This window comes from Streptomyces sp. NPDC101152 (assembly GCF_044768275.1).
GTDB lineage: Bacteria > Actinomycetota > Actinomycetes > Streptomycetales > Streptomycetaceae > Streptomyces.
This window is the reverse complement of the sequence record NZ_JBIWPO010000025.1, coordinates 54,618-69,266: the sequence shown is the minus strand read 5'-3', so window position 1 is coordinate 69,266 and position 14,649 is coordinate 54,618. Positions and strand designations below refer to the sequence as shown.

Here is a 14,649-nt window from a genome sequence, read left to right as displayed (position 1 = left end):
GCGCCGTACCGGGCGAAGGTCCCTCAGCGGGCGTCGTCGGTCGCCGCGATCTTCCTCCACGACCGGGGCCGCACCGGCGTCTTCGACGACCCCGCGATGGAGGCGGCCCGGGCCGCCGGCGCCGCGGGCTTCGACGGCTGGAACAGCCAGGTGTCGAACAGCGGACCCAGCGGCTTCCCGGACACCCGCTCGGCGTACGCCTCGAAGTCGGCCACCGACGCGTTGCCGTACGCGTGCTCCTGCGGCCAGCCCTTCAGAATGGCGAAGAACGCGTCGTCGCCGACGGCGTTGCGCAGCGCCTGGATCGCCAGCGCGCCCCGGTCGTACACGGCGATGTCGAACTGGTTGTCCGGCCCGGGATCGCCCGGCTTCACGGTCCAGAAGGCGTCGTCGGCCGGATGCGAGGCGTACACGTAGTCGGCGAGTTGCTGTGTCGTCCCCTCGCCCTCGTGCTCGGACCACAGCCACTGCGCGTACCGTGCGAAGCCCTCGTTGATCCAGATGTCCTTCCAGCCCTTGAGCGACACGCTGTCGCCGTACCACTGGTGCGCCAACTCGTGCACCACCACGGACGTGTTGGCGCCGTTCGCGAACTGCTTCGGGCTGTAGTACACGCGGGTCTGCGTCTCCAGCGCGTACCCGGTCGTCGTGTTGGGCACGTACCCGCCGGCCGAGGAGAACGGATACGGCCCGAAGTAGCCGCTCAGCCAGTCGACGATCTCCCCGGTGCGCTCGACGCTCGCCCGCGCCGCCCCGTCGTTGTCGCCGAGGTCCTTGCTGTAGGCGTTGACGATCGGCACCCCGCCGTCGGAGGTGCCGGTGGTGATGTCGAACTTCCCGACCGCCAGCGTGGTCAGGTACGTCGCCTGTGGCTTGTTCTCGCGCCAGTTGTAACGCGTCCAGCCGAGCTTCGAAGTGGTGGACTGGAGCGTGCCGTTGGAGATGGCCTGGGTGCCGTCGGGCACCGCCACCGACACGTCGTAGGTCGCCTTGTCCAGCGGGTGGTCGTTGCTCGGGTACCACCACCAGGCCGCCTCGGGCTCGTCGGCGGCGACCGCCCCGTCCGGGGTGCGGTGCCAGGTGTTGAAGCCGTACGCGCTCTTCGTCGAGGGCACCCCGCTGTAGCGCACGACCACGGTGATCGCCGTGCCCTTGTCCAGCGGTGTCCTCGGCGTGATCACCAGTTCGTGCTGGCCCGAGGTGGTGAAGGCGGCCTTCGCGCCGTTGACGCGGACCTCGCTGACGTCCAGCAGGAAGTCCAGGTCGAAGCTCGACAGGTCCTGCGTGGTCCGCGCCAGGATCGTCGCCGTACCGGACAACTCGTCGGTGGCGGGCTGGTACTGGAGCCGCAGGTCGTAGTGGGAGACGTCGTAGCCGCCGTTGCCGTAGGCCGGGTAGTAGGGGTCGCCGATGCCCGGGGCGCCGGGGGAGTAGCTCGCTGCCGACGCCGGGATCGCCAGCATCAGGGACGCGGCGGCCAGTGCGCCCGGCGCGAGAATTCTGCGGTGCACGAAAGCTCCAAGTGGTAGGGGCACGAGGGTCTGTTCGGATGTGCGGAGCCTATTGACTCCCTGTGTCCCCGGGCATGTCCATGGCGCCACGTGTCACACGATCGCCATTCGGCCGTCACGACCGCCCCCGGCCCAGGGGCTTCATTCGGCCACTTCCGTCCCTTCCGGCCTTCTACTGCCCTCTTCTGCACGGGAGTTGACCGATGTACCGTCCCGCGCATGCCGATACGCATGCCCTTCACGACCTGGAGACCGCTGGTGACGGCGGTCGTCGCCGCCGTCCTCACGGCAGCCTTCCTCTCCCCGGCGGCGGCCCACGCGGCCCCCCGGGAGAGCCGGCCCGTCTACTCCTATGCGAACGCCATCCGCGAGGCCGTATGGGTGGACACCGGACTCGACGGCGACGGCGACGGAAAGAGCGACCGCGTCGCCGTCGACATCGTCCGCCCCCGCGAACCCGCCCAGCGGCACCGCAGGGTCCCCGTCATCATGGACGCCAGCCCCTACTACTCCTGCTGCGGCCGCGGCAACGAGAGCCAGCTCAAGACGTACGACGCGAACGGCGACGTCGTCCAGATGCCGCTCTTCTACGACAACTACTTCGTCCCGCGCGGCTACGCCTTCGTCGGCGTCGACCTCGCCGGCACCAACCGCTCCGACGGCTGCGTGGACGTCGGCGGCCGTTCCGACATCCAGTCCGCGAAGGCGGTCGTCGACTGGCTGAACGGACGCGCCAAGGCGTACACGACCCGCACCGGGACCGTCCGCGCCACGGCGGGCTGGACCAACGGCCGGACCGGCATGATCGGCAAGAGCTGGGACGGCACCATCGCCAACGGCGTCGCCGCCACCGGCGTGAGGGGCCTGAGGACCATCGTCCCGATCAGCGCCATCTCCTCCTGGTACGACTACTACTTCGCCCAGGGCGCCCCACTCTACGACTCCGGCCCCGACTCGCTCTCCGACTACGTCGACAGTCCCGGCGCGCAGGCCAGGTGCGCCGCCGTCCAGCGGAAGATCGTCGCGGGCGCCCCGCGCACCGGTGACTGGACGCCGTTCTGGACCGAGCGCGACTACGTCAAGGACGCCGGCAAGGTGCGGGCGAGCGTCTTCCTCGTGCACGGCATGCAGGACCTCAACGTCCGCACCAAGCACTTCGGGCAGTGGTGGGACGCGCTGGCCAAGCACGGCGTCGAGCGCAAGATCTGGCTGTCCCAGACCGGGCACGTCGACCCGTTCGACTACCGCCGCGGCGCCTGGGTCGACACCCTGCACCGCTGGTTCGACCACGAACTCCTCGGCTACGACAACGGAATCGACCGCGAACCGATGGCCGACATCGAACGCCACCCCGACCAGTGGACCACCTCGAAGACCTGGCCGCCCCGGGGCACGGCCACCACGACCCTGCGCCCGGCCGCCGGCCCCCAGCCGGGTGTCGGCACCCTCGGCCTGACACACGGCTCGGGCACCGAGACCTTCACCGACGACCCGCAGCACAGCGAGACGGACTGGGCGGCGCAAGTCGGCAAGGCGACGGCCGACAAAGCGGGCTTCGTCACCCGGCCGCTCTCCCACGACCTGCGCCTGTCCGGCTCCTCCGAGGTGACCGTCACCGCGACCCCGACCACCCGGACAGCCCACCTCTCCGCCGTCCTGGTCGACCTCGGCCCCGACACCATCCGGGACTACACCGACGCGGACGAGGGCATCACCACCCTCACCGACCGGAGCTGCTGGGGCGCGAGCACGTCCGGCGACAGCGCCTGCTTCCTGAACACCGAGGCGAAGACGAAGGCCGTCGACTACACGGTCCTCAGCCGTGGTTGGGCCGACCTCGGCCACTACGCCTCCGACCGGAAGGGCGTCCCGCTCACCCCCGGCAAGGCGTACACCACCACCCTGCACCTCGCGGCCACCGACCACGTCGTCCCGGCCGGCCACCGCCTCGCCCTGATCGTCGCGGGCACGGACAAGGACCTCATCGACCCGCCCGCCGACCGCCCGACACTCACCCTGGACCTGTCCCGCACCCAGGCCCGCGTCCCCCTGGTCGGCGGCCCGGCGGCCTTCGCCCTCGCCACCTCGGGTACGGCAACCCCGTCCAGGCCGGCCCCCCACCTGACCGGCGTCACCGAGCCGAACGGCCCGCTCCGCGTTCCCCTGGGCTAGCTCACCCCAGTCCCGGGGCACTGGTGCCGCGGCAGGCGACGTCCGCCCCGTCGCGACGCCCGGTACGCCCTCTCGCCGCACCGGCCGAAACCCCAAGTACGTCCGGTCCATCAACGGGGCATTCCGCCCGGCACGCCGAGAGGACGCTCCCCCACTCTCGACTTCGCTCGAGCGGGAGGGGCCCCCACGACGCCGCTCCTTACCGGGCGAACGTTGCCAGCCGCGGCACTAGACGGCCGGGTCCACCAGCCCGGCCGTCTCCTGCGCGCAGCCCCACGCCACCGTCACGCCCGCCCCGCCGTGGCCGTAGTTGTGCACCAGGACCCGCCCGTCCGGCAGCGGTTCGCGCTCCAGCCGGACCGCGTCACGGGCCGGCCGCAGCCCCACCCGGTGCTCCAGTACCCGTGCCGCCGCGATCTCGGGCCGCAGCGCCGCGCACCGCCGTACGATCGCCTCCGCCACCGCGGGATCCGGCTCGGTGGACCACTCGTCCTCGACCGCCGTGCCGCCCAGCAGCAGCCGTCCTGCCTGCGGGAAGAAGTACGCCATCTCGCCGCCCGCCCGCGTCGAGACCAGCCAGGTGCGCACGCCGGGGTTCTCCACGACGACCAACTGCCCGCGCACGGGCCGCACCGAGGCGTCCGGCACCAGTTCCCGCGCCCCCAGACCCGTGCAGTTGACCACCACCGGGGCATCCACTTCCGCGAGGCCGGTGACCGTCCGCTCCTCGACCACCCCGCCGGCCTTGGACAACCGCTCCAGCAGCCAGGGCAGATGAGTCGACATGTCGATGAGCGGCAGCCGCGCCCACAGCCCGGACCCGGCGTACTCCTCGGCCGTCGACGCCCGCAGCCCCGGAACCCGGGCGGCGGCCCACGCCACCTCGTCCACCGCGGTCTCGCCCATGACGCCCTCGACCATGCGTACGCCGGTCGCCCCGGGCCGCAGCGCCAACTCCTCGTACACGTCCAGGGACTGGAGCGCCCAGGCGCGCGCCCGCCCCTTCGGCTCGATGTGGTACGGCCACCACAGCGCCCCCGCGACCGCCGAGGTGGTCCGCTCCGCGGGATCCCGCGTCCATACCCGCACCCGGGCACCGCGCTCGGCCAGCACGACGGCCGTCGTCAGACCGATGACACCGCCGCCGACCACGACGACGTCGTTGTTGCGTCCGCTCTCCATCCGGGGACAGTAGCGGAATGCCACATGCCGTGCGCAGACCGCTTCCACGGCGGGAATACTCACAGCATGTCTGTCGAGTACGCGACCTTCGGCCTGGCACCGGCGATGCGTGCCGGTGGAGTCCTCGCCAACGGTGACCACCAGGTGCACCGGGACTTCGTGGACTTCATCGTCGACGGACGCCCGCTGCTGTTCCGGCTCTCCGACCTCGACGCCGTCTCCCCGCTCGCCTCCGACATACCGCCCGCGATCTTCACCGAACAGGTCCGCGCCCTCCTGCTGGAGGCCCCCGCCCCGCTGCCGGACGGCCGGTACGTCGTCTACGGCTGCCCCGACTGCGCCGACCTGGCCTGTGGCGCGGTCACCGCGGTCATCGAACGGGACGGCGCGGACTACGTCTGGCGGGACTTCGCCTGGCAGACCGGCGAGCACGCCGACCTGGAGCTGAACGGCTACCACGGCATAGGGCCGTTCCGCTTCCACGGCAGCGAGTACCGCGCGGCGCTGGCCGCCCTCCTCGACGGCGAGGCGCCCACCGCACGCCGCCGGGTCCTGCTGATCGGTGCCAGGGTCGCCCTCCTCGCCAAGCTCGCCGCGGCCCTGCGCACGATCGGCGTCGGCGCCGACATCGCCCACGACGCCAACGACGTCCCCGCCGACGAACTGCGCGCCTACGGCGCCGTCGCCTTCGGCCGCGCGGTGACCCCTGAAGCGCGCACGGCGGTACGCCGCGCCTTCGAACAGGCCGGGGTCGAGGTGGCGTACGTCGAAGGGCTCGCCCCGATCGTCCCGCTCCTCGTCGCCCAGATCGAACACGCCCTGGACCGCAGCCCGGCCGGACAACGCCGGCTGACCCGTCTGGTCGCCGCCGACGGCGAGGCGGGCGTCGAGGTCACCTCGCCCTGCCGGGTCCGCGTCACCGCGTACCGCCTCGACCGCCTCTACCGGACCCACGCCCAGGAGGTCTTCGACGGCGTCCTCGACGCGGGCCGCCACCGCATCGCGCTCGACGCCCGGGCGGTGCGGGGCGAGTCTTTCCTGGTGGCGCGGACGGCGGGAAGCGTGCTGGTGAAGGCTATGGCCCGCTGAGTGCACCGGGCGCGGCGGATAGGATCGGCGACCTGATGACTGCCACCCTCGTCGCCAAGAACCTCGCCGCCGGGCACGGCGACCGCTCGCTGTTCACCGGGCTCGACCTCGTCGTCGCGCCCGGCGACGTGATCGGGCTGGTCGGTGCCAACGGCGCGGGCAAGTCCACGCTGCTCAGGATGCTCGCGGGGCTGCTCGCGCCCGAGCAGGGCGAGTTGCGGCTCTCCCCGCCGACGGCCACCGTCGGGCACCTCCCGCAGGAGCCGGAGCGACGGCCCGGCGAGACCGTGCGGGAGTTCCTGGCCCGCCGCACCGGCGTCGCCGAGGCGCAGCGCCTGATGGACGAGGCCACCCAGGCCCTGGTCGACGGCGCCCCGGGGGCCGACGACGCCTACGCGACCAGCCTGGAGCGCTGGCTCGACCTCGGCGGCGCGGACCTGGAGGAGCGGGCCGAGGAGGTCGCCGACTCCCTGGGCCTGGCGGTCGACCTGGACCAGCCGATGACGTCCCTGTCCGGCGGCCAGGCGGCCCGGGCGGGACTCGCCTCCCTCCTGCTCTCCCGCTACGACGTCTTCCTCCTCGACGAGCCGACCAACGACCTCGACCTGGACGGCCTGGAGCGCCTCGAACGCTTCGTGACGGGCCTGCGCGCCGGCACCGTCGTCGTCAGCCACGACCGCGAGTTCCTCACCCGCACCGTGACCAAGGTGCTCGAACTCGACCTGGCCCAGCAGCAGATCACCCTCTACGGCGGCGGCTACGAGGCCTACCTGGAGGAACGGGACGTGGCCCGCCGGCACGCCCGCGAGGACTACGAGGAGTACGCCGACAAGCGCGCCGCCCTGCAGGACCGGGCCCAGATGCAGCGCTCCTGGATGGACAAGGGCGTCAAGAACGCGCGCCGCAAGGCGGGCAACGACAACGACAAGATCGGCCGCAAGTTCCGCAGCGAGGCCAGCGAGAAGCAGGCCGCGAAGGCCCGCCAGACCCAGCGCATGATCGAACGCCTGGACGCCGTCGAGGAGCCCCGCAAGGAGTGGGAGCTGCGCATGGAGATCGCCTCGGCCCCGCGTTCCGGTGCCGTCGTGGCCACCCTGCGGGACGCCGAGGTCAGGCGTGGCGACTTCACCTTCGGCCCGGTCTCCCTGCAGGTCGACTGGGCGGACCGGGTGGCGGTGACCGGCGCGAACGGCGCGGGCAAGTCGACCCTGCTCGGCGCCCTGCTGGGCCGCGTCCCGCTGGACTCCGGTCACGCCGCCCTCGGCTCCGGCGTGCTGGTCGGCGAGGTCGACCAGGCCCGTCGGCTGTTCCACGGCCCGCAGGCCCTGGTGGACGCCTTCCACGCGGCCGTCCCGGACACCGAGCCGGTCGAGATCCGCACGCTGCTGGCCAAGTTCGGCCTGAAGTCCGAGCATGTGCTGCGTCCGGCGGCGACCCTCTCCCCGGGCGAGCGCACCCGGGCCGCCCTCGCCCTGCTGCAGGGCCGGGGCGTCAACCTCCTGGTCCTCGACGAGCCGACCAACCACCTCGACCTGCCGGCCATCGAACAACTGGAGCAGGCCCTCGACGCCTACGAGGGCACCCTGCTCCTGGTCACCCACGACCGCCGCATGCTGGACGCGGTCCACGTGACGCGCCGCCTGGAGGTGGCCGACGGCAAGGTGACCGAGCGCTAGGGCCCTTCTAACGGGACGTCAGACGCCGGGCCAGCCCCGGGTAGTCGACCACGCAGCCGTCCGCGTCGAACTCCAGGTCGCTGCGGAAGTCCCCGGACGCGTACCGGACGTGGCCGCCCCCGTCGGTCCGGCCGAGGTGGGTGTAGACCTGCCGGGACGGCCGTACGACCAGCCCCGGCACCGACACCCACGCCATCAGGAACTCCCGCTCGCCGGGCCCCCGGTGCAGCCCGTGCCGCAGCACCGGCATGGTGTTGGTGAGCGGACACAGCCCCAGGTCGCAGTCGATCGCCCCCTCGACCCCGGGCAGCGCTTCCCCGTCGGCGGTCCACCGGCCCCGTCCGTCGTGCACCAGGTCGAGGGAGCGCCGCACGCTCTCCGTCTCCGCCGTGACCAGCAAGCGCCGGGTCACGAAGCTGTCGTTGGTCTCGAGTTCGTAGGTGATCCAGTACGGCTCCGGGGTCGTCCCCACGGCCCGGCCGCGGGCGCGCAGGGTGCCGTCGCCGAGCTCGACCCAGGAGGTCTCGTAGCCCCGGCTCTCCATGACTTCCCAGGTGATGGCACGTGATGCGGGCATGCCGATCACTCTAGGGGGAAAGCAGGCCCCGCGCCCCTTTCCCGGGCGCGGGGCGGTTTCACCGAGCCGTCAGCGCTTGCCCTTCCCGGGATTGAGCAGCCCGGCCTTGCGCAGCGCGTCGGCCATCGCGCTGTTGCCCGGCGGCGGGGCCTGCCGAGAACCGCCGCCCTGACCGCCCCGGCCGCCGCTCTGCCGCTGCTGGGGCGGCCGCCCGCCACGCTGCTGCCGGCGCTCCCCGCCGGAGGCCTGCGCCTCGTCGTCCAGCCGCAGCGTGAGCGAGATCCGCTTGCGCGGAATGTCGACGTCCAGCACCTTCACCTTGACGATGTCCCCCGGCTTCACCACGTCCCGGGGGTCCTTGACGAAGGTCCTGGACAGTGCCGAGACGTGCGCGAGCCCGTCCTGGTGCACACCCACGTCGATGAACGCCCCGAACGCAGCGACGTTCGTGACCACGCCCTCGAGGACCATCCCCGGCTCCAGGTCGGAGATCTTCTCGACGCCCTCCTTGAAGGTGGCTGTCTTGAACGCGGGCCGCGGGTCGCGCCCCGGCTTCTCCAGCTCCCTGAGGATGTCGGTGACGGTCGGCAGCCCGAACGTCTCGTCCACGAAGTCTCCCGGCCTCAGCGACCGCAGCACGCCGGTGTTGCCGATGAGCGAGGCCACCTCCTGCCCGGAGGTCTTCACCATCCGCCGGACGACCGGGTAGGCCTCGGGGTGCACGCTGGACGCGTCGAGCGGGTCGTCGCCGCCGCGGATCCGCAGGAAACCCGCGCACTGCTCGTAGGCCTTGGGCCCGAGCCGCGCCACACTCTTCAGCTGCGTACGGGACCGGAACGGCCCGTTGGCGTCGCGGTGCGCCACGATGTTCTCGGCCAGCCCGGAGGTGATGCCGGAGACCCGGGCGAGCAGCGGGGCCGACGCCGTGTTGACGTCCACGCCGACGCCGTTCACACAGTCCTCCACCACCGCGTCCAGCGAACGCGACAGCTTCACCTCGGACAGGTCGTGCTGGTACTGGCCGACACCGATCGACTTGGGGTCGATCTTCACCAGCTCGGCGAGCGGGTCCTGCAGCCGGCGCGCGATGGAGACGGCGCCGCGCAGCGACACGTCCATGTCGGGCAGCTCCTGCGAGGCGAACGCGGACGCCGAGTACACGGAGGCGCCGGCCTCCGACACCATCACCTTGGTGAGCTTCAGCTCGGGGTGCCTGGTGATGAGTTCGCCGGCGAGCTTGTCGGTCTCGCGGGAGGCCGTACCGTTACCGATGGCGACCAGCTCGACCTGGTGCTGTGCGGCCAGCCGGGCCAGCTTGGCGATCGCCTCGTCCCATTTGTTGGCGGGCACGTGCGGGTAGATGACGTCGGTCGCCACCACCTTGCCGGTGGCGTCGACGACGGCGACCTTCACGCCCGTGCGGAAGCCGGGGTCCAGCCCCAGCGTCGCGCGCGTGCCGGCGGGGGCGGCGAGCAGCAGGTCGCGCAGGTTGGCGGCGAACACCTGGACGGCCTCGTCCTCGGCGGCGGTGCGCAGCCTCAGGCGCAGGTCGATGCCCAGGTGCACCAGGATGCGGGTGCGCCAGGCCCAGCGCACGGTGTCCAGGAGCCACTTGTCGGCAGGGCGGCCCCGGTCGGCGATCTGGAACCGGTGGGCGACGATCCCCTCGTACGACGAGGGCCCGTCCGTCGGCTCCTCCGGCTCCAGGACGAGGTCGAGGACCTCCTCCTTCTCGCCGCGCAGCATCGCGAGGACGCGGTGCGAGGGCAGCGCGGTGAACGGCTCGGCGAAGTCGAAGTAGTCGGCGAACTTGGCGCCCGCCTCCTCCTTGCCCTCCCGCACCTTGGCGGCGAGTCGCCCGCGCGCCCACATGCGCTCGCGCAGCTCGCCGATCAGGTCCGCGTCCTCCGCGAACCGCTCGGTGAGGATCGCGCGGGCGCCGTCGAGTGCGGCCTGCGGATCGGCCACGCCCTTGTCGGCGTCGACGAACGCGGCCGCCGCGGCGAGCGGGTCCACACCCGGGTCGCTCAGGAGTCCCTCGGCGAGCGGTTCCAGGCCCGCCTCCCGCGCGATCTGCGCCTTGGTACGCCGCTTGGGCTTGAACGGCAGGTAGATGTCCTCCAGGCGCGCCTTGGTCTCGGCGCCCCGGATCCGCGCCTCCAGCTCCTCGGTGAGCTTGCCCTGCTCGCGCACCGAGTCGAGGATCGCGGTCCGCCGCTCCTCCAGCTCCCGCAGATAGCGCAGCCGCTCCTCGATCGTGCGCAGCTGCGCGTCGTCGAGCATCTCGGTCGCTTCCTTGCGGTAGCGGGCGATGAAGGGCACCGTCGAACCGCCGTCGAGCAGCTCCACGGCAGCTCTGACCTGCCGCTCCCGTACGCCGAGTTCCTCGGCGATCCTGCCTTCGATGGTCCCGACTGCGCCGGACCCGGGTGTCGTCACGATCCCGTACCGCCTTCTCACTGAGGTTGCGCGGCAATTGTGGCAGGCGGCACCGACAGCCGGGGATCAGGGCGGCGCCCCCGGCGAGGCGGAACGGGCGGGATCAGGCGCGGTGACCCCGCGCCGAGCCGGAGGCCCCGCCGAAGAGCCGGGCCAGGGCCCGGAAGGGCAGCGTCACGACGGTGGCGATCGCGCCACCGATCTGGCGCAGGACGTCGGCTATCGCACGGAACACGGACTTCCGCTTTCCTCCCCGGCCACGACGGCCGGGAGAGATCCGGGTCCCCGCCTCCGGCCCCGGTCACCCGGGCCGGCCGGGAACCGACCAGGTGAAGCGCGGCTGCCGGCGTTCCAGGAACGCGGCGACCCCCTCCGCGGTGTCACCGCCCGCGCGTGCCTGCTCGCTCCAGTGCGCGTCCCGGTCGGTCCGCCCGTTCGCGTACTCCTTCGCGGCGGCCTGCGTGAGCTGGGAGCGGGACGCCAGAATCCGCGTGAACTCCGCGACCCGCCGGGCGAGTTCGCCCTGCGGCAGCAGCTCGTCCACCAGGCCGGTGCGCAGCGCCCGCTCCGCGTCGATCAGCTCGCCGGAGAACAGCAGGTACTTGGCGGTCGCCGGGCCCACCAGCGACACCAGCCGGCGGGTGGAGGACGCCGGGTAGACGATGCCGAGCTTCGCCGGGGTGACCCCGAACAGCGCGCCCTCCATGGCGAACCGCAGATCGCAGGCCGCCGCCAGCTGCGCCCCGCCGCCCACGCAGTGCCCGCGGATCGCCGCCAGCGTCGGCTTGGGAAAGGCGGCCAGGGCCTCCTCCGCCCGCACCGCCAGCGTCTGCGCCTTTTCGGGCGACCCCTGCAGCGTGGAGATGTCGGCCCCGGCGCAGAACGTGCCGCCCTCCCCGGTCAGCACCAGCGCCCGTACGGCCGGATCGGCCGCGAGGGTGTCCAGCAGCGGCGGCAGCGCCGCCCACATCGCGGCCGTCATGGCGTTGCGCTTGGCGGGGTGGTGGATGACGACGGTGGCGACCGAGTCGGCGACGCCGTGCAGCAGCTGCGGCTCCATGAGCCGGATGCTAGTGCCGCGGCAGGCGACGTTCGCCCCGTCGCGACGCCCGGCACGTCCTCTCGCCGCACCGGCCGAAACCCCAAGTACGTCCGGTCCATCGACGGGGCATTCCGTCCGGCACGCCGAGAGGACGCCCCGGACGCCGCTCCTTCACGGGCAAACGTTGCCTGCCGCGGCACCAGCCCCGCCCTGGGGCCCGTGATCAAGCAGAGGGAGGTGAGCTACGACACCCGGCGGGACCGGCGAACCCGTACAACCCGAATAGTTCGCGAAGTTCCGGCACGGCGGACAGGAACGGTCCGGCTCTGGACCTTGTCGCAAACGGGCGGTCACAAACGCTCGATAGTCGCTGACTTCTGTTCAGACATCCGGGGTGGAGCTCTTCGTTACCAACACTCGACGTGTGGTGACAATCGAGCGCGAGGGTGGCGACCGGACGATGGAGAACCACGGGCGCGGGTCCGGCCCACGCCCAGAGGGCGGCGCCGGCGAGCACCCCGACCCGGGGCCCCCGGACCCACTGCCGTACGAAGGCGTCTGGCGGTTCACCGCCCCCGCCGTGGACGCCTCGGTCCCGCAGGCGCGACACGCCGTACGGGACCTGCTGTACCGCCAGGGCGTGCCCGCCTCCGACGACCTGGTGCAGGGCCTGCTGCTGATCGTCTCGGAACTGGCCACCAACGCCGTCAAGCACGCGGCGCTGCTGTCGCCGACGCTCGCCGTGGAGGTCGCCGTCGGCGCCGAGTGGGTGCGGGTGTCCGTGGAGGACAACCACCCCTACCGCCCGACCGCCCTGGAGGCCGACCACGGCCGCACCGGCGGCCGGGGGCTGCTCCTGGTCACCGAGATCGCCCGGGAGGCGGGCGGGGTGTGCGACGTCGAGCACACCGCGAGCGGCGGCAAGGTGATCTGGGCCGCCCTGCCACTCAAACCGGTACGGGTGCTCTGAGGGCGGTCACCAGCCGGCCGACGGGCCCGTCAGCTCGCGGACCGCCGGGCGGGCCGCGTCCAGCACGGTCATGAACCACGACGAGAAGGTGTCCTTGGCGTGCCGCTCGGCCAGCTCGGCGGGGGCGACGAAGGCGGTCGCGCCGACCTCCTGCGGGTCGGGCCGGAGCGGGGACTGCACCATCCCCACGAACAGGTGGTTGTACTCCTGCTCGACGAGGCCCGAGTCCGGGTCCGGGTGGTTGTAGCGCACCGTGCCCGCCTCGGCGAGCAGCGACGGTGAGACCCCCAGCTCCTCGTACGTGCGCCGGGCCGCCGCCGCGAAGGGCGCCTCACCGGGGTAGGGGTGGCCGCAGCAGGTGTTGGACCACACGCCGGGGGAGTGGTACTTGCCGAGCGCGCGCTGCTGCAGCAGCAGTCGGCCGTGCTCGTCGAAGAGGAAGACCGAGAAAGCCCGGTGCAGCCGACCCGGTGGCTGGTGGGCGGCGAGCTTCTCCGCGGTGCCGATCGTCACGCCGTCCTCGTCGACCAGTTCCAGCAAAATTGCGTCTGCGGTGCCGTTCGACGGAGTGTGCGTCGCGGTGGCAGGTGTGATCGGCATGCCCATCCTTCGCATCGGTCTTCGCGCCCCCAAGTGTGCCGTACGAATCAGGCACTCCCGGCACTTCACGGCACGCCCGCATGTCCCGCGCGCGGCGCGGACCACGGCCGCGACCGGTCGGACGCCGAACAGGGCCCGGTAGGTGATCGTGCCCGGCACCCGGTGGTGGGAACCGCCCGGGTCAGGCGCCCTGGTGCAGCCGCCAGCCACGCCAGGCCGACTCCACCATCTCCCGCACCCCGAGCCGGGCGTTCCAGCCGAGCTCCGCTGCGGCCCGCTCGGCGGAGGCGACGGCGCGCGGCGCGTCGCCAAGACGGCGGCCCTCGATGACCGGAGCGCGCCGCTCACCGGTCACCTCGCCGATCACCGCGATCAGCTCGCGTACGGAAACGCCCTCGCCACGACCGATGTTGACCGTGAGGTCGCCGCTCGCGTCCGACTCCAATCGGCGCGCCGCGGCGAGATGCGCCTCGGCGAGGTCGGCGACATGGATGTAGTCGCGCACGCAGGTGCCGTCCGGCGTCGGGTAGTCGGCGCCGAAGATCCGCGGCTCCTCGTCGCGGGTGAGCCGGTCGAAGACCATCGGGACGATGTTGAAGACGCCCCGGTCGGCCAGCTCGGGCGCGCCCGCGCCCGCCACGTTGAAGTAGCGCAGGCACACCGTCGCGATGCCGTGCGCCCGGCCCGCCGCCCGGACCAGCCACTCGCCGGCGAGCTTGGTCTCGCCGTACGGGTTCACCGGGGCGCACGCGGTGGCCTCCGTGATCAGGTCCACGTCCGGGTTGCCGTACACGGCCGCCGAGGAGGAGAAAAGGAACCGGGTGATCCCGGCCTCCCCGGTGGCCTCCAGGAGCCGAGCGAGACCGCCGACGTTCTCCTCGTAGTAGCGGGTGGGCTTCGCCACCGACTCGGCTACCTGCTTGAGCGCCGCGAGATGGACCACGCCGCTCACCCCGTACTCGGCGAACACCCGTTTGAGCAGGGCGGAGTCGTGGGCGGAGCCCTCGACGAGCGGGATGTCGGCCGGCAGCCGCTCGGCATACCCGGTCGAGAGGTCGTCGAGGGCGACGACCTCGCTTCCCGCGCCCTTAAGCGCCCGCGCCACATGCGCCCCGATGTATCCAGCACCGCCCATGATCAGCCATGTCATGGTCGACCACCCTATGCCGACACGGCACGCCGCGACCCGATGTCCCCAATGCCCGTTCTGTGGGGGGCGGTTTGTGGGCGGGCCCCCCGATCACCGATGATGATCGCGGCAAAGGCCGGGGGAGGCACCGCTGATCGGCCCGTGAACGGGCGGTGAACGGCGCTCCGCAGCCATCCGATAGCCTCTGCCGACATGCCGCCCGCCTGGTACCGCCAACGGGCGCGCCCATCGTGCACATGAC

The 14,649-nt window shown here is 72.4% G+C and carries 12 protein-coding genes; 4 read left to right on the top strand and 8 right to left on the bottom strand.

Features of this window, described 5'->3' with window-relative positions; translation table 11 throughout:
- Positions 1-23: 23 nt before the first annotated feature.
- Positions 24-1,511, bottom strand: a complete 1,488-nt coding sequence (locus ACIRVK_RS27975; RefSeq protein ID WP_404251733.1) for a M1 family metallopeptidase — start codon at positions 1,509-1,511, stop codon at positions 24-26.
- A gap of 219 nt (positions 1,512-1,730) precedes the next feature.
- Here ACIRVK_RS27975 and ACIRVK_RS27970 point away from each other — a divergent pair, with 219 nt between their 5' ends.
- Positions 1,731-3,683: a Xaa-Pro dipeptidyl-peptidase gene (locus ACIRVK_RS27970; RefSeq protein WP_404251731.1), complete on the top strand. Its 1,953-nt coding sequence runs from the start codon at positions 1,731-1,733 to the stop codon at positions 3,681-3,683.
- 228 nt (positions 3,684-3,911) lie between these two features.
- Here ACIRVK_RS27970 and ACIRVK_RS27965 read toward each other — a convergent pair whose 3' ends face one another.
- Complete coding sequence (locus tag ACIRVK_RS27965) at positions 3,912-4,865, bottom strand: FAD-dependent oxidoreductase (RefSeq protein WP_404251729.1); 954 nt, start codon at positions 4,863-4,865, stop codon at positions 3,912-3,914.
- Positions 4,866-4,931: 66 nt separating this feature from the next.
- Here ACIRVK_RS27965 and ACIRVK_RS27960 point away from each other — a divergent pair, with 66 nt between their 5' ends.
- Positions 4,932-5,954 (top strand): oxidoreductase, encoded by a 1,023-nt coding sequence (locus ACIRVK_RS27960; protein WP_404251727.1) that lies wholly within the window; start codon positions 4,932-4,934, stop codon positions 5,952-5,954.
- Positions 5,955-5,989: 35 nt separating this feature from the next.
- On the top strand, positions 5,990-7,630 hold the full coding sequence (locus ACIRVK_RS27955; protein WP_404251725.1) for an ABC-F family ATP-binding cassette domain-containing protein: 1,641 nt from the start codon (positions 5,990-5,992) through the stop codon (positions 7,628-7,630).
- A gap of 7 nt (positions 7,631-7,637) precedes the next feature.
- Here the strand turns inward: ACIRVK_RS27955 and ACIRVK_RS27950 are convergent, their stop codons facing one another.
- The 4 genes from ACIRVK_RS27950 to ACIRVK_RS27935 all read right to left on the bottom strand — a co-directional run bounded on the left by ACIRVK_RS27950 (position 7,638) and on the right by ACIRVK_RS27935 (position 11,706).
- Positions 7,638-8,207, bottom strand: coding sequence for a putative glycolipid-binding domain-containing protein (locus tag ACIRVK_RS27950; RefSeq protein WP_404251723.1), 570 nt, complete (start codon positions 8,205-8,207; stop codon positions 7,638-7,640).
- 69 nt (positions 8,208-8,276) lie between these two features.
- Positions 8,277-10,646, bottom strand: coding sequence for a Tex family protein (locus ACIRVK_RS27945; protein WP_404251721.1), 2,370 nt, complete (start codon positions 10,644-10,646; stop codon positions 8,277-8,279).
- Between the two features lie 103 nt (positions 10,647-10,749).
- Positions 10,750-10,881: an LPFR motif small protein gene (locus tag ACIRVK_RS27940; RefSeq protein WP_260844787.1), complete on the bottom strand. Its 132-nt coding sequence runs from the start codon at positions 10,879-10,881 to the stop codon at positions 10,750-10,752.
- A 66-nt stretch (positions 10,882-10,947) separates the two neighbouring features.
- On the bottom strand, positions 10,948-11,706 hold the full coding sequence (locus ACIRVK_RS27935) for an enoyl-CoA hydratase/isomerase family protein (RefSeq protein ID WP_404251719.1): 759 nt from the start codon (positions 11,704-11,706) through the stop codon (positions 10,948-10,950).
- 442 nt (positions 11,707-12,148) lie between these two features.
- Between ACIRVK_RS27935 and ACIRVK_RS27930 the strand changes: the two genes are divergently transcribed.
- Positions 12,149-12,658: an ATP-binding protein gene (locus ACIRVK_RS27930; protein WP_404251846.1), complete on the top strand. Its 510-nt coding sequence runs from the start codon at positions 12,149-12,151 to the stop codon at positions 12,656-12,658.
- Between the two features lie 6 nt (positions 12,659-12,664).
- Here ACIRVK_RS27930 and idi read toward each other — a convergent pair whose 3' ends face one another.
- On the bottom strand, positions 12,665-13,258 hold the full coding sequence (idi, locus tag ACIRVK_RS27925) for an isopentenyl-diphosphate Delta-isomerase (RefSeq protein ID WP_404251717.1): 594 nt from the start codon (positions 13,256-13,258) through the stop codon (positions 12,665-12,667).
- 181 nt (positions 13,259-13,439) lie between these two features.
- Positions 13,440-14,408: a UDP-glucose 4-epimerase GalE gene (galE, locus tag ACIRVK_RS27920; protein WP_404251714.1), complete on the bottom strand. Its 969-nt coding sequence runs from the start codon at positions 14,406-14,408 to the stop codon at positions 13,440-13,442.
- Between the last annotated feature and the right edge of the window lie 241 nt (positions 14,409-14,649).